The 26,712-nt window shown below is 72.8% G+C and carries 27 protein-coding genes and 1 tRNA gene; 19 read left to right on the forward strand and 9 right to left on the reverse strand.

Annotated elements, in window-relative coordinates; genetic code table 11:
• Positions 1-76: 76 nt before the first annotated feature.
• From D0Y53_RS03505 to D0Y53_RS03540, 8 genes are all read left to right on the forward strand, one after another.
• Positions 77-153: transfer RNA gene (locus D0Y53_RS03505), tRNA-Arg, on the forward strand.
• 75 nt (positions 154-228) lie between these two features.
• Positions 229-744 (forward strand): c-type cytochrome, encoded by a 516-nt coding sequence (locus D0Y53_RS03510; protein ID WP_117201831.1) that lies wholly within the window; start codon positions 229-231, stop codon positions 742-744.
• Between the two features lie 225 nt (positions 745-969).
• Complete coding sequence (locus D0Y53_RS03515) at positions 970-1,665, forward strand: alpha/beta hydrolase (RefSeq protein WP_117201832.1); 696 nt, start codon at positions 970-972, stop codon at positions 1,663-1,665.
• On the forward strand, positions 1,658-2,848 hold the full coding sequence (gene zapE / locus D0Y53_RS03520) for a cell division protein ZapE (protein ID WP_117201833.1): 1,191 nt from the start codon (positions 1,658-1,660) through the stop codon (positions 2,846-2,848). The genes D0Y53_RS03515 and zapE overlap by 8 nt, the downstream gene beginning before the upstream one ends.
• 28 nt (positions 2,849-2,876) lie before the next feature.
• Entirely contained in the window at positions 2,877-3,695 is an 819-nt protein-coding gene (queF, locus tag D0Y53_RS03525) for an NADPH-dependent 7-cyano-7-deazaguanine reductase QueF (RefSeq protein WP_117201834.1), read from the forward strand.
• A 92-nt stretch (positions 3,696-3,787) separates the two neighbouring features.
• Complete coding sequence (locus tag D0Y53_RS03530; RefSeq protein ID WP_117201835.1) at positions 3,788-4,165, forward strand: LysM peptidoglycan-binding domain-containing protein; 378 nt, start codon at positions 3,788-3,790, stop codon at positions 4,163-4,165.
• Between the two features lie 41 nt (positions 4,166-4,206).
• Positions 4,207-4,701, forward strand: coding sequence for a hypothetical protein (locus D0Y53_RS03535; RefSeq protein WP_117201836.1), 495 nt, complete (start codon positions 4,207-4,209; stop codon positions 4,699-4,701).
• Positions 4,702-5,810: 1,109 nt separating this feature from the next.
• Positions 5,811-8,036, forward strand: coding sequence for an NADP-dependent isocitrate dehydrogenase (locus tag D0Y53_RS03540; protein ID WP_117201837.1), 2,226 nt, complete (start codon positions 5,811-5,813; stop codon positions 8,034-8,036).
• Here the strand turns inward: D0Y53_RS03540 and D0Y53_RS12825 are convergent.
• A complete protein-coding gene (locus D0Y53_RS12825; protein ID WP_158550563.1) occupies positions 8,011-8,187 on the reverse strand; it encodes a hypothetical protein in 177 nt (58 codons plus the stop codon). The genes D0Y53_RS03540 and D0Y53_RS12825 overlap by 26 nt on opposite strands.
• A 109-nt stretch (positions 8,188-8,296) precedes the next feature.
• Entirely contained in the window at positions 8,297-8,518 is a 222-nt protein-coding gene (locus tag D0Y53_RS03545) for a hypothetical protein (protein WP_117201838.1), read from the reverse strand.
• Positions 8,519-8,634: 116 nt separating this feature from the next.
• On the opposite strand from D0Y53_RS03545, the gene D0Y53_RS03550 reads away from it, so the two are divergent.
• The 3 genes from D0Y53_RS03550 to D0Y53_RS03560 all read left to right on the forward strand — a co-directional run bounded on the left by D0Y53_RS03550 (position 8,635) and on the right by D0Y53_RS03560 (position 11,266).
• Positions 8,635-9,522, forward strand: coding sequence for a LysR substrate-binding domain-containing protein (locus D0Y53_RS03550; protein ID WP_117201839.1), 888 nt, complete (start codon positions 8,635-8,637; stop codon positions 9,520-9,522).
• Positions 9,522-10,055 (forward strand): pseudouridine synthase, encoded by a 534-nt coding sequence (locus D0Y53_RS03555; protein ID WP_117201840.1) that lies wholly within the window; start codon positions 9,522-9,524, stop codon positions 10,053-10,055. The genes D0Y53_RS03550 and D0Y53_RS03555 overlap by 1 nt, the downstream gene beginning before the upstream one ends.
• Before the next feature lie 134 nt (positions 10,056-10,189).
• Positions 10,190-11,266, forward strand: a complete 1,077-nt coding sequence (locus D0Y53_RS03560; RefSeq protein WP_233511628.1) for a hybrid sensor histidine kinase/response regulator — start codon at positions 10,190-10,192, stop codon at positions 11,264-11,266.
• Between the two features lie 13 nt (positions 11,267-11,279).
• Here D0Y53_RS03560 and D0Y53_RS03565 read toward each other — a convergent pair whose 3' ends face one another.
• A complete protein-coding gene (locus D0Y53_RS03565) occupies positions 11,280-11,660 on the reverse strand; it encodes a hypothetical protein (RefSeq protein ID WP_117201842.1) in 381 nt (126 codons plus the stop codon).
• Between the two features lie 103 nt (positions 11,661-11,763).
• On the reverse strand, positions 11,764-14,367 hold the full coding sequence (gene hrpB, locus D0Y53_RS03570; protein ID WP_233511629.1) for an ATP-dependent helicase HrpB: 2,604 nt from the start codon (positions 14,365-14,367) through the stop codon (positions 11,764-11,766).
• A 217-nt stretch (positions 14,368-14,584) separates the two neighbouring features.
• Here hrpB and D0Y53_RS03575 point away from each other — a divergent pair, with 217 nt between their 5' ends.
• Positions 14,585-15,397, forward strand: a complete 813-nt coding sequence (locus D0Y53_RS03575; RefSeq protein ID WP_117201844.1) for a TatD family hydrolase — start codon at positions 14,585-14,587, stop codon at positions 15,395-15,397.
• 65 nt (positions 15,398-15,462) lie between these two features.
• On the opposite strand, the gene D0Y53_RS03580 is transcribed toward D0Y53_RS03575, so the two are convergent.
• The 3 genes from D0Y53_RS03580 to D0Y53_RS03590 are packed head-to-tail and all read right to left on the reverse strand — an operon-like array spanning position 15,463 to position 17,800.
• The gene (locus tag D0Y53_RS03580) at positions 15,463-15,939 is read right to left on the reverse strand and encodes a hypothetical protein (protein WP_117201845.1); all 477 of its coding nucleotides are present in this window, start codon (positions 15,937-15,939) and stop codon (positions 15,463-15,465) included.
• Positions 15,940-15,995: 56 nt separating this feature from the next.
• Entirely contained in the window at positions 15,996-16,802 is an 807-nt protein-coding gene (locus D0Y53_RS03585; RefSeq protein WP_117201846.1) for an ABC transporter permease, read from the reverse strand.
• Positions 16,799-17,800 carry an ABC transporter ATP-binding protein gene (locus D0Y53_RS03590; RefSeq protein WP_117201847.1) on the reverse strand — a complete coding sequence of 334 codons (1,002 nt, stop codon included), beginning with the start codon at positions 17,798-17,800 and terminating at the stop codon, positions 16,799-16,801. Before D0Y53_RS03590 ends, D0Y53_RS03585 begins: the two co-directional genes overlap by 4 nt.
• 89 nt (positions 17,801-17,889) lie before the next feature.
• Between D0Y53_RS03590 and D0Y53_RS03595 the strand changes: the two genes are divergently transcribed.
• From D0Y53_RS03595 to D0Y53_RS03625, 7 genes are all read left to right on the forward strand, one after another.
• The gene (locus tag D0Y53_RS03595) at positions 17,890-18,645 is read left to right on the forward strand and encodes an FAD-binding oxidoreductase (protein WP_267896045.1); all 756 of its coding nucleotides are present in this window, start codon (positions 17,890-17,892) and stop codon (positions 18,643-18,645) included.
• 102 nt (positions 18,646-18,747) lie between these two features.
• Complete coding sequence (locus D0Y53_RS03600; protein ID WP_117201848.1) at positions 18,748-19,320, forward strand: hypothetical protein; 573 nt, start codon at positions 18,748-18,750, stop codon at positions 19,318-19,320.
• 3 nt (positions 19,321-19,323) lie between these two features.
• Complete coding sequence (locus D0Y53_RS03605) at positions 19,324-19,518, forward strand: helix-turn-helix transcriptional regulator (protein ID WP_117201849.1); 195 nt, start codon at positions 19,324-19,326, stop codon at positions 19,516-19,518.
• A 32-nt stretch (positions 19,519-19,550) separates the two neighbouring features.
• Entirely contained in the window at positions 19,551-19,736 is a 186-nt protein-coding gene (locus D0Y53_RS03610; protein ID WP_117201850.1) for an MFS transporter, read from the forward strand.
• A 69-nt stretch (positions 19,737-19,805) separates the two neighbouring features.
• The gene (locus tag D0Y53_RS03615; RefSeq protein ID WP_117201851.1) at positions 19,806-21,365 is read left to right on the forward strand and encodes an alpha/beta hydrolase; all 1,560 of its coding nucleotides are present in this window, start codon (positions 19,806-19,808) and stop codon (positions 21,363-21,365) included.
• A 34-nt stretch (positions 21,366-21,399) separates the two neighbouring features.
• The gene (locus D0Y53_RS03620) at positions 21,400-22,155 is read left to right on the forward strand and encodes an ABC transporter ATP-binding protein (RefSeq protein ID WP_117201852.1); all 756 of its coding nucleotides are present in this window, start codon (positions 21,400-21,402) and stop codon (positions 22,153-22,155) included.
• Positions 22,152-23,321, forward strand: a complete 1,170-nt coding sequence (locus D0Y53_RS03625; protein ID WP_117201853.1) for an ABC transporter permease — start codon at positions 22,152-22,154, stop codon at positions 23,319-23,321. The genes D0Y53_RS03620 and D0Y53_RS03625 overlap by 4 nt, the downstream gene beginning before the upstream one ends.
• Positions 23,322-24,267: 946 nt before the next feature.
• On the opposite strand, the gene D0Y53_RS13175 is transcribed toward D0Y53_RS03625, so the two are convergent.
• A complete protein-coding gene (locus D0Y53_RS13175) occupies positions 24,268-25,269 on the reverse strand; it encodes an energy transducer TonB (protein ID WP_117201854.1) in 1,002 nt (333 codons plus the stop codon).
• Between the two features lie 102 nt (positions 25,270-25,371).
• Positions 25,372-26,712, reverse strand: a complete 1,341-nt coding sequence (gene mnmE / locus D0Y53_RS03635; protein WP_117202047.1) for a tRNA uridine-5-carboxymethylaminomethyl(34) synthesis GTPase MnmE — start codon at positions 26,710-26,712, stop codon at positions 25,372-25,374.

The following is a 26,712-nucleotide window of genomic DNA, read 5'->3' on the forward strand; positions in this document are numbered from 1 at the left end:
CGGCGTTCGCGCGGCTTCGGGCAATCGTGCGAGAATACCGGCCCCGCGACCGGCTCGACCGTCGCGGAACGGCCCCGCGCCCGTAGCTCAGCCGGATAGAGTAGTGGCTTCCGAAGCCATTGGTCGGGGGTTCGAATCCCTCCGGGCGCGCCACTGTTCCGCCGTCGGCTTTGCTCGCCGGATCTCGTTTTGACTTGCAGCGGCCCGGCCGCAACTGATGGGGGGATCGTGCGCAACTACGATTTGGACTTCCTGAAGAAATTCTCGCTGGTGCTCGGCTTCCTGGTGCTGGTCGCGCTGGGACTGATCCTGCTCTCGCGCTACCTGCACACCCTGGTGCCGCCGGAAGTCGCGCCGCAGGCGGCGCAGCGCACCGAGGCGCGGATCGCACCGGTGGGCGCGGTCTATGCCGGCGCCACCGGTGCCGCGGCGCAGGCGGCGGCGGCCGCCGCGGCGACGGCGTCGGCGTCGTCGCAGGCCGCCTACGGCGGCACCCTGGACGGCAGCGTGATCTTCAACAACCTGTGCACCGGTTGCCACACGTCCGGCGCCGGCGGCGCGCCGACCCTGGACCAGGCGCACTGGGCCACGCGCCTGCCGCAAGGCAAGGACGTGCTGCACAAGCACGCGATCGACGGCTTCACCGGCAGCACCGGGGTGATGCCGGCCCGCGGCGGCAATCCGGGCCTGACCGACGCCCAGGTGATCGCCGCCGTCGACTGGATGCTGGACAACCTCAAGTAAGGCGTTGCCGCCGGGCGCGCGCACCGCGTGTCCGGCCCGCCGCAACCGGGCCGCGGCGCAGCGCCGCCGCCCGCGGTGGAGGCTCCGGCGCGGCCCGCCCCGCAGACCCGCGCCGCAGGTCAGAACGATCCCGGCGGCCCCGCCGGACCGACGCCGCCCGCGCGCCCCGTCCGCCGCTGTCCGCGCGCGGCGGGCCCCGCGCCCGCACCCCGGTATCATGGCGCCGTGGCCAGCCCCGCGTTCCCGCAGACATCCACGACCCTGCTGCTCGACGGCCCCGCCGGCGCGCTCGAGGTCGCGGTCGACCCCGGCGAGGCGCCGCGGCTGCCGGCACTGGCGGTGCTCTGCCACCCGCTGCCGACCGAAGGCGGCAGCATGCACAACAAGGTCGTGACCATGGCCGCGCGCGCGCTGCGCGAACTCGGCCTGGACACGGTGCGCTTCAACTTCCGCGGCGTCGGCGCCTCCGCCGGCAGCTTCGACCACGGCGACGGCGAGAGCGACGACCTGCGCGCGGTGGTCGCCTGGGCGCGCGGGCGACGCCCGGACGCAGCGCTGTGGCTGGCCGGCTTCAGCTTCGGCGCCTACGTGTCGCTGCGGCTGGCGGCGGAACTGCAGCCGGCGGGGCTGGTCTCGATCGCGCCGCCGGTCGGGCGCAGCTGGGATTTCGCCGCGATCGTGCCGCCGGCCTGCCCGTGGCTGGTGGTGCAGGGCGAGGCCGACGAGATCGTCGACCCGCAGGCGGTGTTCGCCTGGGTCGAGCGGCTGCCGGCGCCGCCGGACCTGGTGCGCATGCCCGACACCGGTCATTTCTTCCACCGCAAGCTGATGGACCTGCGCGGCGCGATCAAGCACGGCGTGCGCCCGTACCTGCCCGACCCCGCGCCCGCGGCCTCTACGCCCCCGCCCGCGCATGAGTGAAGCCGCAGCGGTATTGCCGGCCCCGGGCGCGCCCGCGGGGCCCTGGCAGCGGTATGCCGCCGGCGTCGCCCGCGGCGATTGGCAGGACGATCCGGCGCAGCACGCCGCCCTGCGCGAGCTCGACCGCATCCACGCCGCGCTGCTGGCCCCGGCGCGCGGCGGCGTGCTCGCGCGCTGGTTGCGCGGCAACGCCGGCACCCCGGCGCCGCGCGGCCTGTACCTGTGGGGCGGGGTCGGCCGCGGCAAGACCTTCCTGATCGACCTGTTCCACGACAGCCTGCCGTTCCCGGAGGTCAAGGCCGAAGGCCTGGCTGCGGCGCCCGCGCGCCGCGGCGCCGGCCACGGCAAGCGCCGCACCCACTTCCACCGCTTCATGCGCACCGTGCACGAGCGCCTGCGCGCGCACGCCGGGGAGCGCGATCCGCTGCGGGCGATCGCGCGGGAATGGCGCGCGCAGCTGCGGGTGCTGGTACTGGACGAGTTCTTCGTCAGCGACATCGGCGACGCGATGCTGCTCGGGCGGCTGCTGGAGCGGCTGTTCGCCGAGGGCGTGGTGCTGGTGACCAGCTCCAACACGCCACCCGCGCAGCTCTACCACGACGGCCTGCAGCGGGCGCGCTTCCTGCCGGCGATCGCGCTGCTGCAGCGCCACTGCGCGGTGCTGCATCTGGACAGCCCGCAGGACTACCGGCTGCGCGCGCTGACCCGCTCGCCGGTGTACCGGCAGCCGCTGGACGCGCAATCGGACGCCTGGCTGCAGGCGCGCTGGCGCGAGCTCGGCGGCGACAGCCTGGCGCCCGACGGCCGCCCGCGCAGCATCGAGCTCGACGGCCGCAAGCTCCCGGTGCGTGCGCGCGGCGACGGCATGGTCTGGTTCGACTTCGCGGCGCTGTGCGAAGGCCCGCGCGCGGCCGCCGACTACATCGAGATCGCGCGCGAGTTCCACACCGTGCTGCTGGGCGGGATCCCGGTGCTGGACGCGCGCAGCGACGATGCCGCGCGCCGTTTCGTCACCCTAATCGACGAGCTCTATGACCGCCACGTCAACCTGGTGTGCAGCGCCGCCGCGCCGCCGCCGCAGCTGTATGCCGGCGAGCGCCTGGCCGGCGCCTTCGAACGCACCGCCTCGCGCCTGATCGAGATGCGCTCGGCGCAGTATCTGGCGCAGGAACACCGCGGTTGAACACCGCCGCGCACGCTACCATCGCGCCATGACCATGCCCGAGCTGCCGCTGGGCCGCGCCGTCGCCTATCCGCGCGCCTACGACCCCGCCTTGCTGTACCCGATCCCGCGCGCGCAGGGCCGCGCGCAGCTCGGCCTGGCGGACGGCGCCGCGTTGCCGTTCATCGGCGTCGACCGCTGGCACGCCTACGAGCTGTCGTGGCTGGACCCGCGCGGCAAGCCGCAGGTCGCCACGCTGACGCTCACCGTGCCGGCGGACACGCCGCGGCTGATCGAATCCAAGTCGCTCAAGCTCTACCTCAACGCGTTCAACGCGACGCGTTTCGACGATGCCGCGGCGGTGCGCGCGCGGATCGCCGCCGACCTGTCGCAGGCGGCCGGCGGCCCGGTCGCCGTGCGCGCCGGGCTGCCGCCGCTCGACGCCGAGGCCGATGCGGGCGTCCTGCTCGACACGCTGGACCTCGACATCGACGACTACGGCCCGCCGAACCGCGACTACCTGGTGGCCGCGGCGGACGCCGTGGTCGAGGAAACCCTGCGCTCGGACCTGCTCAAGTCCAATTGCCCGGTGACCGGCCAGCCGGACTGGGCCAGCGTGCGCATCGCCTACCGCGGTCCGCGGATCGGGCGCGACGGCCTGCTGCGCTACCTGGTGTCCTTCCGCGACCACGCCGAATTCCACGAGCAATGCGTGGAACGCATCTTCGTCGACCTGCTGGCGCGCTGCCGGCCGCAATCGCTGTCGGTGGAGGCGCGCTACACCCGCCGCGGCGGCCTGGACATCAATCCCTGGCGCGCCACGCCCGGGCAGACACTGCCCGCGCCCGCGCGCGACCCGCGGCAATGACGACCGCGTGAGCGGGCTTCACGCCGGCGCGATCCCTCGTTAACACGGGCCGTGGGAGCCTGCGCGCGCCAAGAACGGCGCAGGAGGCCCCCATGTCCCCGCAGAACCCGAAAGATCCCGACGCCCTGTCGTTGCGGCCGAGCAAGCACGCCGGCGGCGACAAGCCGGATTTCTCCAACGTCCGCAGCCACGCCGACACCGTCCCCGGCGGCCGCGGTGGCGGCGGCGGCCCCGGCACGCCCGACTTCTCCAACGTCCGCAGCGACGCCGACACCGTCCCCGCCGGCGGCCCCGCGGCCGGCATGCAGACCTATACCGTGCGCAAGGGCGACACCCTGTCGGCGATCGCCCAGCACCACTACGGCAAGGCCAGCCGCTGGCACGCGATCTTCGACGCCAATCGCGACCAGCTCGACGACCCCGACCTGATCCACCCCGGGCAGGTGCTCAAGCTCCCGGCGATCGACTGATTCCCTTCCCCCGGATTCCCTTCCCCCAGCGGAGAACCCCCATGACCCGTCCTTTCCCGACTTCCGCGATCGCGGCCGCGCTGTGCGCCAGCCTGGCGCTGGCCGGCTGCAAGAAACCGGCCGACGACACCGCGATGGCCCCGCCCCCGGCCAACGAACCCGCACCCGCCGCGCCGGCGCCGATGGAACCGGCTCCGATGCCCGCGCCGGCGGCGCTCAGCGTCACCACCGTCGACCTGGGCAACGCCGTCGGCCCCGACAACCGCGTCGCCGCGCCGATGACCAGCTTCGCCAAAACCGACACCATCCACGCCTCGGTCGCCACCGACGGCGGCAGCGCCGGCGAGCTCACCGCAAGCCTGAGCTTCGGCCCCGACAAGCAGCCGGTGGACAGCCAGAACCTGTCGGTCGCGGCCGGGCCGCAGGTCACCGACTTCAGCTTCAGCAAGCCCGACGGCTGGCCGGCCGGCAACTACATGCTGGAGATCTCCTCCGGCGGCATGGTGCTGCAGAGCCGCGAGTTCGAGGTCAAGTAGGCGGCGCCCCTGCGCCCGGGACCGGAACGTTCCCGAAAAGGCGCGGCCACGGCCGCGCCTTTTGTTCGACCATCCGCAACGATCCCTCACCCCGCGTGCCGGAAACAGTGCGCTACCGGCCAGCGGCACCGACTTTTGCGCTCCCCACCCCGCGTGTCGGGAAACCGTGCCGCATGGCAGCCCAGGGCCATGTCCACGGTCGATGCTCTTGCCAAGGCAGCAAGCGCGATTTCCGCTTTCGATCCCCGTCGCGTCGCGCCATGACTCGGCTGCCCTCGTCCGCGTCGGCGTGAAAGCCGGCGGCTCCCGGCTTGCGGGACACGCGGTAAAGACTTTCCTTCAAGCGCGGAAGCTTCCGTGGTGGAAGCCGGCGGCCCGGCCTGTGCGGGACACGCCGTGAATACGTCCCTGTAGGCTCCTCGGCGGCATCCATGCCGCCGACGGTCCCGCACAGGCCGGGCCACCGGCTTCTGGCAAGTGAGTCGGCGTGCGTGGGAACAACCAGCCGAAGCGACGAACCTCCAAGCTCGTGCAGTCGCCGTCCGGCGGGCTGGGGGTGCGGAGAGTGGACCAGGATGGTCCACGACCCGACTTAAAGACAGGAGGTCGTCAGGAGGGCGCAGCACCCCCAGCCCGCCGGGCGGCGACTCCTGCCGAAGCCGATCTCCCCAGGTCAGGCCATCAATGGCGCTTGCGCCCCGACTTAAAGACAGCACGTCGTCAGGAGGGCGCAGCACCCCAGCCCGCCGGGCGGCGACTCCTGCCGAAGCCGATCTCCCCAGGTCAGGCCATCAATGGGGCTTGCGCCCCGGCTTAAAGGCAGCACGTCGTCAGGAGGGCGCAACACCCCAGCCCGCCGGGTGGCGACTCCTGCCGAAGCCGATCCAGAGCTCTTGTCCCACAGGTGCCGGAATAGCCTGCAGCACAACCGCGGCGCAGGTGCGAAACCGCACCCAGGTCGCGCTCCGCTGCCGCCGGACTTTTGCCGGAACCGCCGCGAACCGCGACAATGGACGCACGCCCGCGCCGCAGGCGGCACGCCCGTGCGGCGGCCCTGCGCGCCCGCGCGATCCGCTGCTCCCCCATCCCCGCCCAGCCACGAGCCGACGATGTCCGACGCCCCGAAGATCCTCTACACCCTGACCGACGAAGCCCCGCTGCTGGCCACGCAGTCGCTGTTGCCGATCGTGCAGGCCTTCGCCGGTGCCGCCGGGATCGCGGTGGAGCCGCGCGACATCTCGCTGGCGGCGCGGATCCTGGCGCAGTTCCCCGACGCGCTGAGCGACGCGCAGCGGGTCGGCGACGACCTCGCCGAGCTCGGCCGGCTGGCGACCACGCCGGCGGCCAACATCATCAAGCTGCCCAACATCAGCGCCTCGCTGCCGCAGCTCAAGGCCGCGATCGCGGAACTGCAGCGCCAGGGCTACCCGCTGCCCGACTATCCGGAGGAGCCGCGCAGCGAGCAGGACAGCGCGGTCAAGGCGCGCTACGACAAGGTCAAGGGCAGCGCGGTCAACCCGGTGCTGCGCGAGGGCAACTCCGACCGCCGCGCGCCGCTGTCGGTGAAGAATTACGCACGCAAGCACCCGCACCGGATGGGCGCCTGGCGCGCCGACTCCAGGACCCATGTCGCGCACATGGACGCCGGCGACTTCTACGGCAGCGAGCAGTCGGTGCTGGTGGCGCAGGCCGGCAGCGTGGCGATCGAACTGCTCGGCCAGGACGGCCGCCGGCACATGCTGCGCACCGGCCTCGCGGTGCAGGCCGGCGAGTTGCTCGACGCCTCGGTGATGAGCGTGCGCGCACTGGCGGCGTTCCTCGACGCGCAGATCGCCGACGCCCGGCGCCAGGAGGTGCTGTTCTCGCTGCACCTGAAGGCGACGATGATGAAGGTCTCCGACCCGATCATCTTCGGCACTGCGGTGCGCGCGTTCTACGCGCCGGTGCTGGACAAGCACGCCGCGGCGCTGGAGGCGGCCGGCTTCGATCCGGACAACGGCATCGGCGACCTGTACGCGCGGCTGCCGGCGCTGCCGGCCGACACCGCCGCGCAGATCCGGGCCGACATCGCCGCGCTGTACGCGCAGCGCCCGGCGCTGGCGATGGTCGACTCCGACAAGGGCATCACCAACCTGCACGTGCCCAGCGACGTGATCGTCGACGCCTCGATGCCGGCGATGATCCGCGACTCGGGCCGGATGTGGAACGCGGCCGGCCAGCAGCAGGACACCAAGGCGGTGATCCCGGACCGCTGCTACGCCGGCATCTACCAGGTGGTGATCGAGGATTGCAAGGCGCACGGCGCGTTCGACCCGGCGATCATGGGCAGCGTGCCCAATGTCGGCCTGATGGCGCAGCAGGCCGAGGAATACGGCAGCCACGACAAGACCTTCCGGATCCCGGCCGCCGGCCGCGTGCGCGTGCTCGACCAGGCCGGCAACGCGCTGATGGAGCACGCGGTGGAAGCCGGCGACATCTGGCGCATGTGCCAGACCAAGGACGCGCCGATCCGCGACTGGGTCAAGCTGGCAGTGACCCGCGCGCGGCTGTCGCGCACGCCAGCGGTGTTCTGGCTGGACCCGGCGCGCGCGCACGACGCGCAGGTGATCGCCAAGGTCGAGCGCTACCTGGGCGAGCACGACACCAAGGGCCTGGACATCCGCATCCTGCCGCCGCAGGAGGCCATGCGCATGACCCTGGCGCGCGCGCGGCGCGCGCTCGACACGATCTCGGTCACCGGCAACGTGCTGCGCGACTACCTCACCGACCTGTTCCCGATCATGGAGCTGGGCACCAGCGCCAAGATGCTGTCGATCGTGCCGCTGATGGCCGGCGGTGGCCTGTTCGAGACCGGCGCCGGCGGCTCGGCGCCCAAGCACGTGCAGCAGTTCCTGGCCGAGAACTACCTGCGCTGGGATTCGCTGGGCGAGTTCCTGGCGCTGGCGGCCTCGCTGGAGCACCTGGCCGACAGCACCGGCCACGCGCGCGCGAAGGTGCTGGCCGACACCCTGGACGCGGCCAACGCCAAGTTCCTCGACACCGACAAGTCGCCGAGCCGCAAGCTCGGCGGGATCGACAACCGCGGCAGTCACTTCTACCTGGCGCTGTACTGGGCGCAGGCACTGGCGGCGCAGACCGCGGACGCGGCGCTGCAGGCGCGCTTCGCGCCCCTGGCCCAGGCGCTCGCCGACAACGAACAGGCGATCGTCGGCGAGCTGATCGCGGTGCAGGGTCAGGCAGTGGACATCGGCGGCTACTACCGCCCCGACCGCGAGCGGATGGCCGCGGCGATGCGCCCCAGCGCGACCTTCAACGCCGCGCTGGGCGCGCTGTAGCCCTGCCGACGGCGGCGGCCCGGCGGGTCCGGCCCGCCGGCCGTTGCCGGCGTGGGGCGGGCTGCGCGCCGGTCTTGGCCAGCACGCCCTCGATGGACTCGAACGGCAGCGGGTAGCCGTGCAGCAGCACGGACGCGAGGAATTGCTTCATGGCGGCCTCCTTGGGGGCAGGTCGGAATGGACCTGCCCCATGAATGGGGGTGCGGCGCAGGTACCGGCAGGTGCGGGCCGGCAACACAGTGTTGCCGGCCCGGATCCGTTCAGCCGCAGGCGCCCAGGGCGCAGCCGGGGGCGACGGGGTCCGCGGGGCGCGCGCTCCCGGCCCCGGTGCTTCCGAACAGGCGGGCAGCCGCGGCGCGGTTGCCGTAGCGGGGGCCGAAGGCGGCCGCGTCGGCGGCCTTGCGCTCGGCCACGGTTTCGCTGGATTCGAACGGCAGCGGGTAGCCGTGCAGCGACAGCAATTCCTTGAAGATGCGGTTCATGGCGGTTTTCCTCCTCGTGGGCGTGGGGTGCCCTGTTGAAGTGAGGACAAGCCTGGGCGCATGATTCCCGCTGGAAAAGCGACATTCCTGCAATGCTGGCTTGAATCGGATTCAAGATGAACCGTCTGCCCCTGCATGCCCTGAGCGGTTTTGCCGCGGCTGCCCGCAGCAGCAACCTCACGCGTGCGGCGGCGGCGCAGCACCTCACGGTCAGCGCCCTGAGCCATCAGATCCGTGGCCTCGAGGAGCGTCTGGGGCGGCGCCTGTTCGACCGTGGTCCGCGCGGGGTCCGGCTCACCGCGGACGGCGAGCGGCTGCTGGCGCGCATCGGCCCGCATCTCGACGCGCTGGCCGAGGCGGTGCGTCCGGCGACCGCGCGGCGCGACGACGTGCTGACCATCAGCGTGCTGCCGTCGCTGGCCTCGGGGTGGCTGGTGCCGCGGCTCGGCGGCTTCCTCGCCGCGCATCCGCAATTGCAGCTCAGCCTGCTGTCGTCGGAACGGCTGGTGGATTTCGATCGCGATCCGGGCGTGGATGCGGCGCTGCGCATGGGGCCGGGCCGCTGGCCCGGCGTCACCGCCGAGCACCTGCTCGACGAGTCCCTGGCGCCGGTCGCGAGTCCGGCATTGCTCGCGCGCCACGGCATGCCGACCGCGGCCACGCTGCACCAGTGGCCGCTGCTGGGCGAAAGCGACGCCACGCACTGGGAGGTCTGGTTCGCGCGCCACGGCGGCCACGCGCCGGCGCGCTACGTCGCCAGCTTCGACGACCTGGAATCGCTGCACCGCGCCGCGGTCGCCGGCATGGGCGTCGCGCTCGCGCGCATGGTGCGTTCGCGCTCGCTGGTCGAAGCCGGGCAGCTGGTGGTGCTCAGCGAGCAGCGCCTGCCCAGCGACTTCGCGCATTACCTGGTGTATCCGCCGCGCTCGGCCGACCATCGCGGGCTACTGGCCTTCCGCGACTGGTTGCACGCGCAGGCACGCGACGACGCGGCGACCGGCTGATGCTGATCGCCTTCAACAAACCCTACGGCGTGCTGTGCCAGTTCACCGACCGCAGCGCGACGCCGCGGCGCACGCTGGCCGCGTTCGGCCTGCCGCCGGGGGTGTATCCGGCCGGCCGTCTGGACTACGACTCCGAAGGCCTGCTGCTGCTGACCGACGACGGTGCGCTCGCGCACCGGCTCACCGATCCGCGCCACAAGCGGCCCAAGACCTACTGGGTGCAGGTGGAAGGCGTGCCGGACGCGGCGCAGCTGGCGGCACTGCGCGACGGGGTGGCGCTGAAGGACGGGCCGACCCGGCCGGCGCGGGCCCGCCGCATCGCCGCGCCCGCGCTGTGGCCGCGCGACCCGCCGGTGCGCTACCGCAAGACCGTACCCGACGCCTGGCTGGAACTGACGCTCCGCGAAGGCCGCAACCGCCAGGTGCGGCGGATGACCGCCGCGGTCGGGCTGCCGACGCTGCGGCTGGTGCGGGTGGCGATCGGCGCGCACCGGCTCGGCGCGCTCGCGCCCGGCGCCTGGCAAGCGCTGTAGGCCGCCGCCGATCCGCCGCGCCGATTCTGCTACCTTCAGCGCATCGCTGCGCCCGCCACGGACGGTGCGCCGCGCTTCGGAGACGACGACAGCGCATGTCCATACCGGCGACGACATCCGGCAGGATCCTGGTCGTGGACGACCAGCCGGCCAACCTGCGCGCGGTCAGCACGCTGCTCTCGCGCCACGGCTACGACGTCACCACCGCGGGCAACGGCGAGGAAGCGCTGGCGCTGGCGACGGCGCAGGTTCCGGACCTGCTGCTGCTGGACATGATGATGCCGGGCATGGACGGCTTCGATCTGCTGGCGCAGCTGCGCCGGACGCCGGGGCTGGACGCGCCGCCGACGATTTTCCTCACCGCCGCGCAGGACCGGGGCATGCTGCTGCGCGCCTTCGACGCCGGCGCGGTCGACTACGTCACCAAGCCGTTCATCCCCGAAGAACTGCTGGCGCGGGTCGCCGCGCACGTCGGCCTCAAGCTCGCCCGCGACCGCCTGGAGCGCGTCGCCCGCCAGCGCCAGGAACTGGTCAACCTGGTCGCGCACGACCTCAAGAACCCGCTCGGCAGCGTGCTGTTCGCCAGCGACGTGCTGCGCAGCGGCGGCTGCCGGCCCGAACGCGTGTCGCGTTACCTGGAGATCATCCACGACAGCGCCGCCGACGCCCTGGGCTACATCCGCCGCTACCTGGAGACCCAGGCCCGCAGCGCCGCGCCGCGCCGCAGCCGCAACGCCTGCACCCGCCTGCAGGAGGTGCTGGACTGGCTGCTGCAGCGCTACGAACCGCAACTGGAAAGCCGCGGCCAGCGCATGCGGATACAGGCGCCCGCAACCCCGAGCCGGGTTGCGATCGACGGCCTGGTGCTGCGCCAGGTGGTCGAGAACCTGGTCAGCAATGCCATGAAGTACGCGCCCGGCAGCGAGATCGAATTGTCGGTACGCAGCGGCGCGCCGGGGTTCTGGCAGCTGCTGGTAGAGGATCGCGGCCCCGGCATCCCGGCGCTGCGCCAGCAGCAGTTGTTCAAGCCGTTCGTGCGCCTGAGCGAGGAGGACCCGGCGGACGGCCTGTCCAGCGGCCTGGGGCTGTCGCTGGCCAAGCACATCCTCGCCGACTACGGGGCCAATCTCTGGTACGAGGACCGCGAAGGCGGCGGGGCGCGCTTCGTGGTCGAACTGCCGGTGGCCGCGGACTCCGCCGTCGCGGACTGAACCAACCCCGGCGTCAGCTGCCGGCCGCCGTCTTGCCGCGCCGCGGGGCAGTCCGCTTGCGGGCGCTGCGGGTGCCGTCGGCACGCCGGGCCTCGACCCGCGTCGCCTCGCCCTCGAGGGGGGCGCCGCCGGCTTCCTCGGCCTGCCGGGCCCGGCGCTGCGCCGCGTACCAGAGCAGGCCGGCGCCGGCAGCCGCGGCCGCGGCCACCACCGTCAGCGGATGCCGGCGCACGAACCGGGTCGCGCGGCGGCTGCCGCTGCGCAGCACGCCGAGCGCGGCGCCGGTCTGGACCCACTTGAGCGCGTTGTCGGGAACCGCATCGCGGATCCCGCTCCCGACCTGGGTGGCCAGCAGCCGCGCGCGTCCGGGCAGAGTGGCAAGGGTGTGGTTCATCGTCGGAATCCTGGCTGCGCGAAGAGCGCCAGTGTCGGCAGGCCGGCGTCGATGACACGTGAGCGCTGCGGCTGCGGGCACTGCAGTGCGCCCGCCGGCCGCGTCAGTGGCCGCGCGGCTTGGCGCGGTGGGTGGCGGGGGCGTTCCAGGGGTCTTCCGGCCACGGATGCCGGGGATAGCGGCCCTTCATTTCCTTGCGCACCTCCGGCCAGGTGCGCTCCCAGAATCCGCGCAGGTCCTGGGTTACCTGCAGCGGCCGGCCGGCCGGCGACAGCAGATGCAGGGTCAGCGGCACCCGGCCGTCGGCGATGCGCGGGGTCTCGGCCAGGCCGAACAGCTCCTGCAGCTTGACCGCCAGCACCGGCGAGCGCGGCGTGCCGTCGGGCTCGAGCGCATAGTCGATGCGCCGCTGCAGGCCCGAGGGCACGAGGATCCGCGCCGGCGCCGCCTGCTCGAGGCGCTGGCGCCCGGTCCAGTCCAGCAAGCCGTGCAGGGCGTCGGCGAACTCGTCCTGGGTCAGCGCGTCCAGCCGCGTCTTGCCGGCGAAGGCGGGCCGCAGCCAGCTGTCGAGGCCGGCCAGCAGCGCCGCATCGGTCAGGTCCGGCAGTGCGCTCGCCTGCTCCGGCAGCCAGTGCCGCAGCGATGCCACCCGCGCGCGCCATTGCTGCAGGCTTTCGCTCCAGGGCAGCGCCTCCAGCCCCAGCGTGCGCACCGCCTCGACCAGCGCCTGCGCCGCCTGCGCCGGGTCGACCCGCCCGGCCGGCCGCGCGTCCAGCACGATGCGCTCGTAGCGGCGCTCGCGCTGCGCCACCAGTGCGCGCCGCTGCGGGTCCCAGCGCACGTGGTCGGCCTCGCTGAAGCGCTGCGGGAACGCGCGCCGCAGCTGCGTCTCGTCCAGTGGCGCGGCGCGCAGCACCAGTGCGTCGCGGGCTTCGAAGCGCAGTTCGCTGGCCACCAGCCATGGCTCGCCGCGCAAGGCGCTGTCGTCGAACAGCCGCGCCATGCGGCCGTTGGCGAGCTGGTAGCGGGTGGGGTCGTCGGCGTGGCGATAGCCGATCCGGTCGGGGAAGGCATGCAGCAGCAAGTCGCCGAGCTGGTGCGGCGCGGCCGCGCGCGGCGGCGGCGCGTCCAGGCGCAGGCGCCGCCGCCACTGTCCGGCCGCGGTGTCGAGTGCGGCCAGCGCCGCGCGCGAGGCATCGGCATCGACGCGGCCGGCGCGGAACGCGGCCAACGCCTGCCAGCGCGTGGCCAACGCATCGCCGTGGCTGCCGCCGCGCAACGGATCGCGCGCCTCCAGCAGCGCGGCCAGGTCGCAGGCCAGCGCGCGCGCCGCATCCGTGCGCGGCGCCAGCAGCAGCGCGGCGATCCGCGGATGGGTGCCGAGCGCGAGCATGCGCCGGCCCAGCGGCGTGGGCGCCTCGCCGTCGAGCGCGCCCAGTTGCCGCAGCAGGTCGCGCCCGGCGGCCAGCGCGCCCGGCGGCGGCGGCTCGACGAAGCGCAGCTCGGCCGTGCCCCAGGCGGCCAGTTCCAGCGCCAGTCCGGACAGGTCGACCTGCGTGATCTCCGCGCGCCGCTGCGGCTCCAGCCGCTGCGACGGCGGCCACAACCGGTAGGCCCAGCCCGCGGCGAGACGGCCGGCGCGGCCCGCGCGCTGCTCGGCCGAGGCCTGCGCGATGGCGACCACCTCCAGCCGCGAGAACCCGGAGTTGGGGTCGAAACGCGGCTCGCGCGCCAGCCCGCTGTCCACCACCACGCGCACGCCGGGCAGGGTGACGCTGGACTCGGCGACGTTGGTCGCCAGGATCACGCGGCGACGGCCATCGGCCGCCGGCTGCAGCACGTAGGCCTGCCGCTCCACCGGCAGTTCGCCGTGCAGGGCGAGGACTTCGATCCGGCCGGCATCGGGCGGCAGCGGCGCGGACGGAGGCGCCTGTGCCGACGCGGGCGCGCGCCCGCCCTGGCGCGCTTGCGATTGCGCTGCCCCCGCCGCAGCCGCCTGACTTTCCAGCAACGCCTGCGTGCGCGCGATTTCGCGTTGCCCGGGCAGGAACACCAGCACGTCGCCCGGATGCGCGGCGAGCGCGTGCGCGACCGCGCGCCGGACCTGGTGCTGCAGCGCCTCGTCGCGGCGCGCGGGGAAGTGCGCCACCGCGACCGGAAAGCTGCGCCCGGCGCTGGACAGCCGCGGCGCGTCGAGGAACTGCGCCAGGCGCGCGCCGTCCAGGGTCGCCGACATCAGCACGATCCGCAGGTCCGCGCGCAGCGACGCCTGCACGTCCAGCGCCAGCGCCAGGCCGAGGTCGGCGGCGAGGTGGCGCTCGTGGAACTCGTCGAACAGCAGCGCGCCGATGCCCTCCAGCATCGGATCGTCCTGCAGCATCCGCGTCAGGATGCCCTCGGTGACGACTTCGATCCGGGTGTGTGCGGAGACCTTGCGCTCGAAGCGGATGCGGTAGCCGACCGTGTCCCCCACCGCTTCGCCGCGCTGCTGCGCCATGAAACCGGCCGCGGCGCGCGCGGCGACCCGGCGCGGCTCCAGCATCACGATCCTGCGACCGCCGAGCCAGGGCGCATCCAGCAGCGCCGGCGGCACCTGCGTGGTCTTGCCGGCGCCCGGCGGCGCTTCCAGCACCAGCCGCGGGTGCGCGGCGAGGCTGGCGCGGATGGACGGCAGCAGGTCGGCGATGGGCAATGTCGGGGAGCGCACCCGCCAAGGATATGGGGTCCCGGTCGCGGGCACCGTGGCGGGAGTGCGGAGCGCGGCGCGGATGGCCTGCGACTCGGCTCGAAGGCAATGGCGTGCCAGGAGAACCATGCGATTCCCCGACCGGCGCCGCCTCGTTCACGCCACGATTGCCGGACAGCGCGCTGTTGTCTTGGCGCATTCCCGCAGGGGCCCATTCCACGCCCCGTACAATCGCCCCATGCAACTGATCGACATCGGCGCCAACCTGACCCACGACAGCTTCGACCCCGATCGCGACGCGGTGCTGCAGCGTGCGCGCGAGGCCGGGGTCGCGCAGCTGATCGTCACCGGCGCCAGCCGCGAGCATTCGCCCAGGGCGCTGGCACTGGCGCAGGCGCACCCGGGCGTGCTCTATGCCACTGCCGGCGTGCATCCGCACCATGCGACCGAGTACACCGCCGAATGCGACGCCGACCTGCGCGCGCTGCACGCGCATCCGCAGGTGGTCGCGGTCGGCGAATGCGGGCTGGACTACTTCCGCGACTTCGCGCCGCGGCCGGCGCAGCGCCGCGCGTTCGAGCGCCAGCTGCAGATCGCCGCCGACCTGGCCGCGGCCGGCAATCCCAAGCCGCTGTTCCTGCACCAGCGCGACGCGCATGCCGACTTCATCGCGATCCTGCACGAATTCGACGGCCGCCTCGGCGCGGCCGTGGTGCACTGCTTCACCGGCAGCCGCGAGGAACTGTTCGCCTACCTCGACCGCGACTGGCACATCGGCATCACCGGCTGGCTGTGCGACGAACGCCGCGGGCTGCACCTGCGCGCACTGGTGCGCAGCATCCCGGCCGGCCGCCTGATGATCGAGACCGATGCGCCGTACCTGCTGCCGCGCACGGTGCGACCGCAACCCGCGCACCGGCGCAACGAGCCGATGTACCTGGCGCACATCGTCGAGGAACTCGCCCGCGACCGCGGCGAGGACGTCGCCACCGCCGCCGCGCACACCACCGCCACCGCGCGCGCGTTTTTCCGGCTGCCGACGCCGGGCTGAGGCGCCGCCGGCGCCACGGCCGAATCCGCAGGTCGGCGTATTCCCTGCATCCGACGCCGTTCCCGCTACTGCGCCAGCTCGCCGCAGCCGTGCAGGGACGGCAGGCCGTCGACCTCGACCCGCACCCGCCAGGGCCATGTGTGCGCCGCCGCATCGCGGCACTCGCCGCGCTGCAGCTCGATGCGCATGGCGCGATCGCCGCTCGCGGTGTAGAGCGTGCCCTCGAGCCGGTGCTCCCCGGGCGCCGCCGTGCCCGCGGCCGGGCGATAGCGCGCGCTGCCGGGGTCGCCGGTGGCGCCGCGCTGCAGGCGCACGCCATGGCGCAGGCCGCCGTCGGCACGGATCTCGATCCGCCAGTCCGCGCCGCCGCCCTCGAACGCGGCCACCGGGCTGAGGACGCCGACCTGGTCGGTGCCGAGCTTGCCGTGCTCCGCCGCCGGCACGGACGCAAGCGGCGCCGGCGGCGCCGGATCGCCGCCGCGCGAGCCGCAGCCCGCGGCGGCGAGGATGGCGAGGACAAGCGCGAAGCGGCAACCGCGCATCGGTACGCTCCCGGGCAAGGTGGCGACGAGCGCGTTATACGCCACCGGCGCGCCGCTCAGCTGCGCAGGCCGACCCCGCGGCGGAGCAGCCAGAGGCTGAGCGCGGTGAGCACGGCGACGAAGCCCAGCATCAGCGCGTAGGCCACCCCCAGCGGCACGTCGCTGACGTCCAGCAGGCCGTAGCGGAACGCGTTGACCATGTAGAAGATCGGGTTGGCGTGGGTCGCCGCCTCGGCCCAGCCGGGCAGCAGCTTGATCGAATAGAACACGCCGCCCAGGTAGGTCAGCGGGGTCAGGATGAACACCGGCACGATCGCGACGTCGTCGAACTTCTTGGCGAACACCGCGTTGATGAAGCCGGCCAGCGAGAAGATCGTCGCGCCGAGCAGGACGGTGGTGACGGTCACCAGCGGATGCGGGATGCGCACGGTGGTGAACAGCATCGCGATCGCCAGCACGATCACGCCCACCATCAGCCCGCGCAGCACCGCGCCGGCGACGTAGCCGCCCAGGATCACCCAGTCGGGCATCGGGCTGACCAGCAGTTCCTCGACGTGGCGGCCGAACTTGGCGCCGAAGAAGCTGGAGGAGATGTTGCCGTAGCTGTTCTGGATCACGCTCATCATCACCAGCCCGGGGACGATGAAATCCATGTAGCCGATCCCGTCCATGCGGCCGATGCGCGAACCGATCAGGCCGCCGAAGATCAGGAAGTACAGGGTCATGGTGATCGCCGGCGGCACCAGCGTCTGGCTCCAGATGCGCAGGATCCGCATCACCTCGCGGCGGGCGATGGTGCCCAGCGCGATCCAGTTGCGGCGGGCGTTGCCGGACGTCGCGGCGGCGGAGGTTGCGGCGTTCATGCCGCGCGCTCCCCGGACGCGGCCGCCGCGGTGGCGCCGTCGCCGGTCAGGCGCACGAACAGCTCCTCCAGGCGATTGGACTTGGTGCGCATCGAATGCACCCGGATCGCGGCCGCGTCCAGCGCCGCGAACACGCGGTTGAGGTCCATCGCCCGCGGCATCTCCAGCTCCAGGGTGTGGGGATCGCGCGCGACCAGCGCCGCGCCCTCGATCCGCGGCAGCGTCGCCGGCAACGGCGCGTCGACGTCGAACAGGAAGCCCTCGACGTCGAGCTTGGCCAGCAGCTCGCGCATCGGCCCGTGCTCGACGATCGTGCCGTGGTCGATGATCGCCAGGTTGCGGCACAGGTTCTCGGCTTCCTCCAGGTAGTGCGTGGTGAGGATGATGGTGGTGCCGGCGGCGTTGATCGCGCGCAGCGTGCGCCACATGCCGCGGCGGATCTCGATGTCCACGCCGGCGGTGGGCTCGTCCAGGATCAGCAGCCGCGGCCGGGTCATCATCGCCCGGGCGATCATCAGCCGCCGCTTCATGCCGCCGGAGAGCGTGCGCGACATGCTGTCGGCCTTGTCCGACAGGTGCGCGCGCGCGAGTTCCTCGTCCGCGCGCGCCAGCGCCTCGCGCCGCGGGATGCCGTAGAAGCCGGCGTAGTTGACCAGGATGTCGCGCGGCTTCTCGAACATGTTGAAGTTCAGCTCCTGCGGCACCAGCCCCAGTAGGCGCATCGCCGCGCCGCGCTCGCGGGCGATGTCGACGCCGAACACGCGCACCTCGCCGGAGCTCTTGTTGACCAGCGAGCTGACGATGCCGATCAGGGTCGACTTGCCGGCGCCGTTGGGGCCGAGCAGGGCGTAGAAGTCGCCGGGCGCGACCTCCAGCGACACGCCCTTGAGCGCCTGCACGCCGGTGTCGTAGGTCTTGCGCAGGTCGCGGATCGACAGCGCCGGCGGCGCGGCGCTGGCCGCGCCGGAGGTCGCGGGGGCAGCGGAATCGGAAGCCATGCGGATACTCGTGGCCGCGGCGGACGCGGCGAAGCCGGTAGTATAGGCGGCCCGCGGCCGCGCTTCGGCCGCCGCCCTGCCGCGACGCCTTGGCCATCACCCATTTCCCGCTGAAGCTCGTCTCGCGCCGCATGCTGGCGCCGAGCGTGGCCCACCTGACCTTCGCCCGCGACGACGGCCAGCCGCTGGCGTTCATCCCCGGCCAGTTCCTGCAGGTGCACTTCCACTACGCCGACGGCACCGCCACCCGGCGTTCGTATTCGCTGGCGACGATCCACGACCCGGCGCGCGGCGCGGACGCGATGGTCGAGCTCGCGGTCAGCTACGTCGCCGGCGGCGCGGCGACCGCGTTGTTCGAAGGCCTGGAGATCGGCGGCCGGATCGACGCCAGCGGGCCTTACGGCCGCTTCTGCCTGGTGCCCGCCGACCGCAATGCGCGCTACCTGCTGATCGGCACCGGCACCGGCGTCACCCCGTACCGGGCGATGCTGCCGCAGCTGCAGGCGCTGATCGCGCAGCGCGGGGTCGAGGTGGTGCTGCTGTTCGGCGCGCGCAATCCGGCCGAACTGCTGTACGGCGCCGAATTCCGCGCCTTCGCCGAGCGCCATCCGCGCCACTTCCGCTTCGTACCGTGTTTTTCGCGCGAGCTGCCGGAAGCGCCGCACGCCGACGCGCGCCGCGGCTACGTGCAGCAGGTGCTGCCCGAGTTCGCGCCCAATCCGGCGACCGACATCGCCTACCTGTGCGGCAACCCGAACATGGTCGACGCCTGCTTCGAGGCACTGAAGGCGGACGGGCTGGGGGTGGCGCAGATCCGCCGCGAGAAGTACGTCAGCAGCAAGTAGAGCCGATCCACTGGACGGCTCTGGATGTCTGTAAAGGACGCTTGACAGTCTGGCCGGAGCGCCCCTAGACTTCTGTCAAGTTTCCTTGACAGCGTTTCCGCCATGACCCTCAAAGCCCCTGCCCTGCTCGGCGCCTCCCTGGTGGTCGTCCTGGGCACGCTCGCCGCGGCCCACCTGTGGACCGTGCCGCCGTTCCTGGCGGGGATCCTGTATGGCACCGGCTTCGGCCTGCTGTTCGCCGCCTTTCTGCGCTGGCGGCTCCCCGACGGCTGCGAGGCCTCGACCCCCAGCCTGCGCCGCCGCTACCTGCGCGAGTTCACCCCGGCCATGGCCGCCTACGTGCTCGGCCTGTTCGCCTCGCTGTGGCTGCTCAAGCGGGTCGAGGAGCCGATGCTGCGGGCGATCGTCGCCCTGCTGCCCGTGCCGCCGGTCGCCCTGGTCGTGCGCGCGGTGATGCGCTTCATCCGCGACGCCGACGAGCTGCAGCGGCAGATCGAGCTCGAGTCGGTGAGCCTGGCGACCGCGCTCGTGTCCATGCTGTATCTCGCCGGCGGCTTCCTGCAGATGGCGAAGGTCATCGACATTCCCGCGGGGCCGGCGATGTTCTGGGTGTTCCCGTTCGTCTGCCTGGCCTACGGGCTGGTCAAGACCGTGGTCGCGCGCCGGTACCGCTGAGCGATGGACAGCCGCATCCGCGAGCTGCGCGAACGCTTCGGCTGGTCGCAGGGCGAACTGGCCGAGCGCCTGGACGTGTCGCGCCAGACCGTCAACGCGATCGAGACCGGCAAGTACGACCCGAGCCTGCCGCTGGCGTTCCGCCTGGCGCGGCTGTTCGGCGAACCGATCGAAGCGATCTTCATTCCCGACGCGTGAGGCCGACGATGCCTGTTCCGACCGCCCCGAAAATGCGTTCCGGCCCGTGCAAGCCCGCCGGCAAGGAGCCGCGCGCCGCGGGCCTCGGCTACCTCGGCAGCGGCGTCGCCTTCCTCGCCGTGGCCTGGCTCGGGCACCAGCCTGCGTTCACCGGCGTCGGCTTCGCCTTCATCGGCCTCGGCGTCGCGTGGCTGCTGCGCGGCCGCGGCGGCCGCTGAGCGCGGCAACGCAAGGCGCTCCCCGCTTCCCTTCCACCGACGTTCCCGCTCCCGCAAGGACTCTTGCCGATGTCCCGCAAAGTCAGGTTCATCCTCGCGATCGCGATCGCGGCCGGCCTGTTGGGCTACCGCTACTGGCGCGAGCACCCGAGTCCCCCGGCGCAGACGCAGGCCGAAGCGGCCGATGCCGCGAAGCCGGCGCCGGCGACACGCGCCGCCGTCGCGCCGCCGCGCCTGTACGGCCGCATCGCGTTCACGCCGTGCACGCTTTCGCCGCAGTTCGGGCCGGCGAACGTGGAAGCGCAGTGCGGCAGCTATGAGGTCGCCGAGGATCCAGCGCGTCCCGACGGCCGCCGCATCAAGCTCAATATCGCCTGGATCGCGCCGGGCGAGGGCGCCGAAGTCGCCCCGGATCCGGTGTTCCTGCTCGCCGGCGGTCCCGGCCAGGCGGCGACCGAGGTCTATCCGCAGGTGGCGCCGGCGTTCCGCGAGGTACTCAGGCACCGCAACGTCGTGCTCGTCGACCAGCGCGGCACCGGGCAGTCGAACCCGCTGCAGTGCGAGGCGGGCAAGGATCTGCCGTTCGACGCCAGCCCCGAAGCGGTCCGCGACGCGACCGCGCGCTGCCGCGACGAACTGTCGAAGTCGGCGGATCTGCGCTTCTACACCACCACCGATGCCGTGCGCGACCTCGACGAACTGCGCAAGGCGCTGGGCGTGCCGCAGCTGAACCTGCTCGGCGTCTCCTACGGCACCCGCGTGGCGCAGCAGTACGCCATGCGCCACCCCGCCGCCACCCGCACGCTGGTGCTGGATTCGGTCGTACCGAACACGCTGATCCTGGGCAACGACTTCGCCACCAACCTCGAACATGCGCTCGACCTGCAATTCGGCCGCTGCGAGCAGTCGCCGCAGTGCGTCGCCGCCGTCGGTCATCCGCGCGACCAGCTCGATGCGCTGATGACGACGCTGCGCCGCGACCCGCCGCGGGTGCGCTACCGCGATTCGGCCACCGGCGAATCGAAGGAGGAGCCGCTGACCGCCGACGCCGTCGCCGGTCTGATGCGGCTGTACGCCTACATGCCGCTGGTGTCGTCGCTGCTGCCGCTGCAGCTGCACGAGGCCGCCGCCGGCCGCTACGACGGCCTCATGGCGCTGACGCGCATGCTCGGCGACAGCGTCGCCGGGCAGCTGGCGATGGGCATGCAGCTGTCGGTGGTGTGCAGCGAGGACGCCGCGGGCCTGGCGGTCGACCCGGCGCTGGACGGCACCCTGCTCGGCAACCAGTTCTCCGAGTTCATCGGCGCGCAGTGCGCGCTGTGGCCGCAAGGCGCGATGCCCGCCGACTTCCACCAGCCGCTGCGCAGCGACGTGCCGGCGCTGCTGCTGGCCGGCGAATTCGACCCGGTGACGCCCCCGCGCTACGGCGAGGAGGTGCTGAAGACCCTGCCCCGCGGCCGCCTGTTCGTGCTGCGCGGCCAGGGCCACAACGTGATCGGCGCCGGCTGCATGCCCAAGCTGTTCGCGCAGTTCCTGCAGACCGCCGACGCGAAGGCGCTCGACGGCAAGTGCCTGGACACGCTCGGCTACGTGCCGCCCTTCACCTCGTTCAACGGTTGGGAGCCGTGAGCACCGTGCGCACCCACGCAAGAGGACCACGCACATGATCGTTGCAGAACACCTGCACAAGACCTTCCCCGGCCGCGGCAAGGACAAGACCCGCGTGGTCGCCGTCGACGACGTCGGCTTCGAGGCCCGCGACGGCGAGATCACCGGCTTGCTCGGCCCCAACGGCGCCGGCAAGACCACCACCTTGCGGATGCTGTACACGCTGATGCAGCCCGAGAGCGGGCGCGTGCTGGTCGACGGCAAGGACGTGGCGGCCAATGCGGAAGCCGCGCGCCGCGCGCTCGGCGTGCTCCCCGACGCCCGCGGCGTGTACAAGCGCCTGACCGCGCGCGAGAACATCCGCTACTTCGGCGAGCTGCACGGCATGGCGCCGGCGTTGATCGCCGAGCGGACCGCGACGCTTGCCGCCGCGCTGCAGATGGACGACTTCCTCGACCGCCAGACCGAGGGCTTCAGCCAGGGCCAGCGCACCAAGACCGCAATCGCGCGCGCGCTGGTGCACGACCCGCGCAACGTGATCCTCGACGAGCCGACCAACGGCCTGGACGTGATGACCACCCGCGGGCTGCGCGATTTCCTGCGGCGCCTGCGCGGCGAGGGCCGCTGCGTGATCTTCTCCAGCCACATCATGCAGGAGGTCGCCGCGCTGTGCGACCGCATCGTGGTGATCGCGCACGGGCGCGTGGTCGCGCAGGGCAGCGCCGACGCGCTGCGCGCACAGACCGGGCAGGACAACCTGGAGGACGCCTTCGTCCGCCTGATCGGATCGGAAGAGGGGCTGCACGCATGAAGGCGCTGTGGATCGTCTGGAAAAAGGAACTGCGCGAGCTGCTGCGCGACCGCCGCACGTTGGCGCTGACCCTGCTGCTGGGGCCGCTGCTGGGGCCGCTGCTGTTCCTGGGCATGGCCACGATCGGCGAGAGCAAGGCCAAGGAGCAGATGGAAAAGCCGCTGGCGATCGCGATCGTCGGCGCCGAGCACGCGCCCAATCTGGTGGCCTGGCTGGCCGGCCAGGGCATCACACACAAGCAGGTGGCCGACCCGGACGCGGCGATCCGCGCGCAGGACGAGGACGTCTACCTGCGGATCGGCGACGACTACGCCAGCCATTGGCGCGAAGGCACGCCGGCGCTGGTGGAGATCGTGCACGACTCCACCCGCCAGGACGCCGAGATCCCGGCCAAGCGGCTGGAAACGGTGCTCGGCCTGTACAGCCAGCAGGTGGGGGCGCTGCGCCTGCTCGCGCGCGGCGTCAATCCCGGCGTCGCCGCGCCGTTGACGGTTTCGCGCAAGGACCTGTCGACGCCCGAGGCCCGTGGCGCGACGCTCGCGGCGATGCTGCTACCGTACCTGCTGATCCTCGGCGCGTTCATCGGCAGCCTGCAGCTGGTGCTCGACACCACCGCCGGCGAACGCGAGCGGCAGTCGCTGGAACCGCTGCTGGCGACGCCGGCACGGCGCGGCGCGATCGTCAGCGGCAAGATCGCCGCGGCGTGCAGCGTCGGCGTGGTCGCGCTGGTGCTGACGCTGCTGGCATTCCGCGTCGGCGCGGCGTTCGCGCCGGGGATCGCCAAGCAGCTGGCGATGGGTGGCCGGGAAATGGCGGTGATGCTGCTGGTGCTGCTGCCGATGGTGTTCCTCGGCGGCAGCCTGCTGACCTTCATCGCCGCCGGCGCCAAGTCGGTGAAGGAAGCGCAGAGCTACACCGGCATCCTGATCCTGCTGCCGATCGTCCCGACCGTGGTGCTGATGGTCAGTCCGGTGAAGAACCAGCTGTGGATGTTCGCGGTGCCGTTCCTGGCGCAGAACCAGATGCTGCTCAAGGTGATCCGCGAGGAGGCGATCGCGCCGCAACAGTGGCTGGTCTACCTGGCCGCGGGCCTCGGCTTGGCCGCGGCGCTGTGGTATGCCGCGATCCGCCGCTACCACCAGGAAAAGCTGGCAGTCTCGGCCTGAGGCCGGGCGGCGACCGGTCCGCGACAGCAAGAAGGTTCTTCTCCCATCCCGGGAGACGGGCTTCTTGGCACTCCCGGCCGAATCGGCTTCACCGCCCGGCAGGTAGGGGTACTGCGCCTCACGACGTCCTGTCCCCAAGCCAGGGCGCAGGCCATCCATGACATGGCCTCGTGAGATCGGCTTCGGACAAAGTCGCCGCCCAGCGGCTGGAGGGTGCTGCGCCTTCCTGACGATGTCCTGTCTTCCAGTCGGGGCGCAGGCTGTGGCCTGGCCTGACTTCGAGTCGTGGCCTGCTCTTGTGAGATCGGCTTCGGACGGAGTCGCCGCCCGGCGGGCTGGAGTGTTGCGCCCTCCTGACGATGTTCTGTCTTCCAACCGGGGCGCAGGCTGTGGCTTGGCCTGACTTCGAGTCGTGGCCTGCTCTTGTGAGATCGGCTTCGGAGGGAGTCGCCGCCCGGCGGGCTGGGGGTGCTGCGCCCTCCTGACAACCTCCTGTCTTTAAGTCGGGTCGTGGGCCATCCATGGCCCACTCTCCGCACCCCCAACCCGCCGGCCGGCGACTTGGCGAGATTGGAGGTCACCGCTTCGGCCGGTTTTTTCTGCAGGCGCCAACTTACTTGCCTGGAAGCCGGTGGCCCGGCCTGTGCGGGACCGTCGGCGGCATGGATGCCGCCGAGGAGCCTACAGGGACGTATTCACGGCGGCTTCCCCTACAGATGTTTCCGCACTTGCGGGATGGATTCACGGTGTGTCCACGCAGGCCGGGCCGCCGGCTTCCCCGCGGCAGCTTCCGCGCTTGAAGCATGTATTCGCGGCGCGTCCTGCAACAACCCGGCCGCCGGGTTCCCTCGCAGAGATCCCCGCACTAGGGAAAAGAACCAGCAAAAAGCCCGGCTGCGTGCCGGGCTTTTTGCGATCCGGCCGTTGCGGCCGTCGTGCGCGGCGCCTATTCCGCCGGCTTGAACTGGATCGTGCGGCGCGTGGTCACCGCCGACCCGACCGGCTGGAAGCGCCAGCGGTTCACCGCCGACAGCGCCTCGCGATCGAAGATCCGCGGCGGCGAGGCCCGCACCACCCGCGCCGAGGTCACGGTGCCGTCGGTACCGACGGTGAACTCCACCTCGACCTCGCCGGAACGGCCGCGGCGCTGCGCTTCGCGCGGATAACTCGGCGCCGGGGTGCTGATCGGCCGCAGCGTGTTGGACACCCGCGGCGCGGCCGGCGCCGGGGCCGCGGCAGCCGGCGGCGGTGCGGCTTGCTGCGCCGCGCGCTGGGCCTGGGCGGCGCGTTCGGCGGCCTCGCGCTCGGCTGCGGCGCGCTGGTCGGCAGCCTGCTGCGCGGCCAGCCGCTGCGCCGCTTCCTGCTGCGCCTTCTGCTGGTCGGCGGCGCGCTGCTTCTCCAGCTCGGCCCGGCGCTTGGCTTCCTCCTCGCTCTGCAGTTGTTCCTGCTGCGCGCGCTGGGCCAGCGACGCCTGGCCGTCGGCGATCGCCTGCTTCAGGCGCGGCAGTGCCGGCGCCTTGGCGTCGGTCTTCTCCATCAGCGCGTACAGCCGCTGCGCCTCGCTGAAATCGTCGCGGCCGATGCTCTGCTCGGTGGCGATCAGCGCGTACGGCATCAGGTCGGTGAGCGCGCTGGACACGGCCGGATCGTTGGGCTGCTTGTCGCGCAGCGCGAGGTAGTACTCCATCGCGCTGTTGCCCGCCGGCGCATACAGGCGCTGCTCGCGCAGCGCAGTGCCGGCCGCCTCGCGCAGCTGGTCCACGCTCATCGCGCTGACCTTGTCGGAGACCGCAGGCGCCACCACCCCCTCGGTGGCCGTGGTGGCGGGGCCGGTTTCCGGCGTGGCGGTCTGGTCTTTCTTGCACCCTGCGAAGGCGCAGAGCACCGCGAGGACGGCGACGAACCGGAACCGCGCCGGTCGTGCCTGCAAGGCTGTCGCAACGAACATCGGAAACGCTCCCCTGGCTGTGCGTGGCCGCACGTGCGCCTAGGACGCGACAGCGCGGGCCATTTGTCAACTCCCCCGGCCCGCCTGAACGGCGGCGCCCGGCTACTTGCCGATGCAGAAGGTGGAGAAAATGTGACCCAGGAGCGCCTCCGGCACAACCCGGCCGGTGATCTCGCCGAGCGCATCGTGACCGCAGCGCAGCGCCTCGGCGGCAAGGTCCAGGGCCTGGTCGGCGAGCGCGCCGCGGGCCGCCTGCAGGTCCGCGCCGGCGCGGCGCAGCGCCTCGACCTGTCGCGCGCGCGCGCTGAAGGCGCCCTCGCCGGCCTCGGCGCCGGGACCCAGCACCAGCGCCCGCAGGCGCGCGCGGAGCGCGTCCAGCCCGGCGCCGGTGCGCGCCGACAGCCACAGCGCGGCGTCGGTGTCCGCCGGTACCGGCGCGGGCAACAGGTCGGCCTTGTTGTGCAGCCACAGGCACCGCGGCACCCCCGCGACCGCCGCGGCGACCGCGGCGCGACCGGCTTCCGGATCGCGTGCGTCCAGCACCGCCAACGCCAGGTCCGCGCGCTGCAGCTCGGCGCGCGCGCGGCGCATGCCCTCGCGCTCGATCGCGTCGCCGCCGTCGCGCAGGCCGGCGGTGTCGACCAGGGTCAGTTCGATCCCGTCGCTGCGGATGGTCTCGGTCAGCAGGTCGCGGGTGGTGCCGGCGATGGCGGTGACGATGGCGCGCTCGCTGCCGGCCAGCATGTTGAGCAGCGAGCTCTTGCCGGCGTTGGGCGGGCCGACGATCACCGCGTGCAGGCCGTCGCGCAGCTTGCGGCCGCGTTCGGCGGCGGCCAGCAGCGCATCCAGGTCGCGGTCCAGCGCCTCGAGCGTGGCGGCGACGGCATCCAGCCCGAGCGTCTCCAGCGGCTCGTCGGCGAAGTCGATCGCCGCCTCCACCTGCACCCGCAGCGCCAGCAGGCGCGCGGCCAGCGCCTCGACCCGGCGCGAGAACTCGCCGTCCAGCGCGCGCCGCGCCGCGCGCGCGGCACGGGTGTCGCCGGCGGCGATCAGGTCGGCGATCGCCTCGGCCTGGGCCAGGTCGAGCTTGCCGTTGCGGAACGCGCGCTCGCTGAACTCCCCCGGCCGCGCCAGCCGCGCGCCCAGCGCGCAGCAGCGCGCCAGCAGCTGCTGCAGGAGCACCGGACTGCCGTGCGCCTGCAGCTCGACCACGTCCTCGCCGGTGAAGCTCGCCGGCGCGGCGAAGTACAGCGCGATGCCGTCGTCGATCGCCGCGCCGGCGGCGTCGCGCAGGCGCACGTGGCTGGCGTGCCGCGGCCGCAGGTCGCGCCCGCACAGCGCGCGGGCGATGGCCGCGCTGCGCGGCCCGGACAGGCGCACGATGCCCACGCCCGCCGCGCCCGCGGCGGTCGCGATCGCGGCGATGGTGTCGGCGGCGTCGAT

The organism is Cognatiluteimonas weifangensis, assembly GCF_003416885.1.
Taxonomy (GTDB): Bacteria; Pseudomonadota; Gammaproteobacteria; order Xanthomonadales; family Xanthomonadaceae; genus Cognatiluteimonas; species Cognatiluteimonas weifangensis.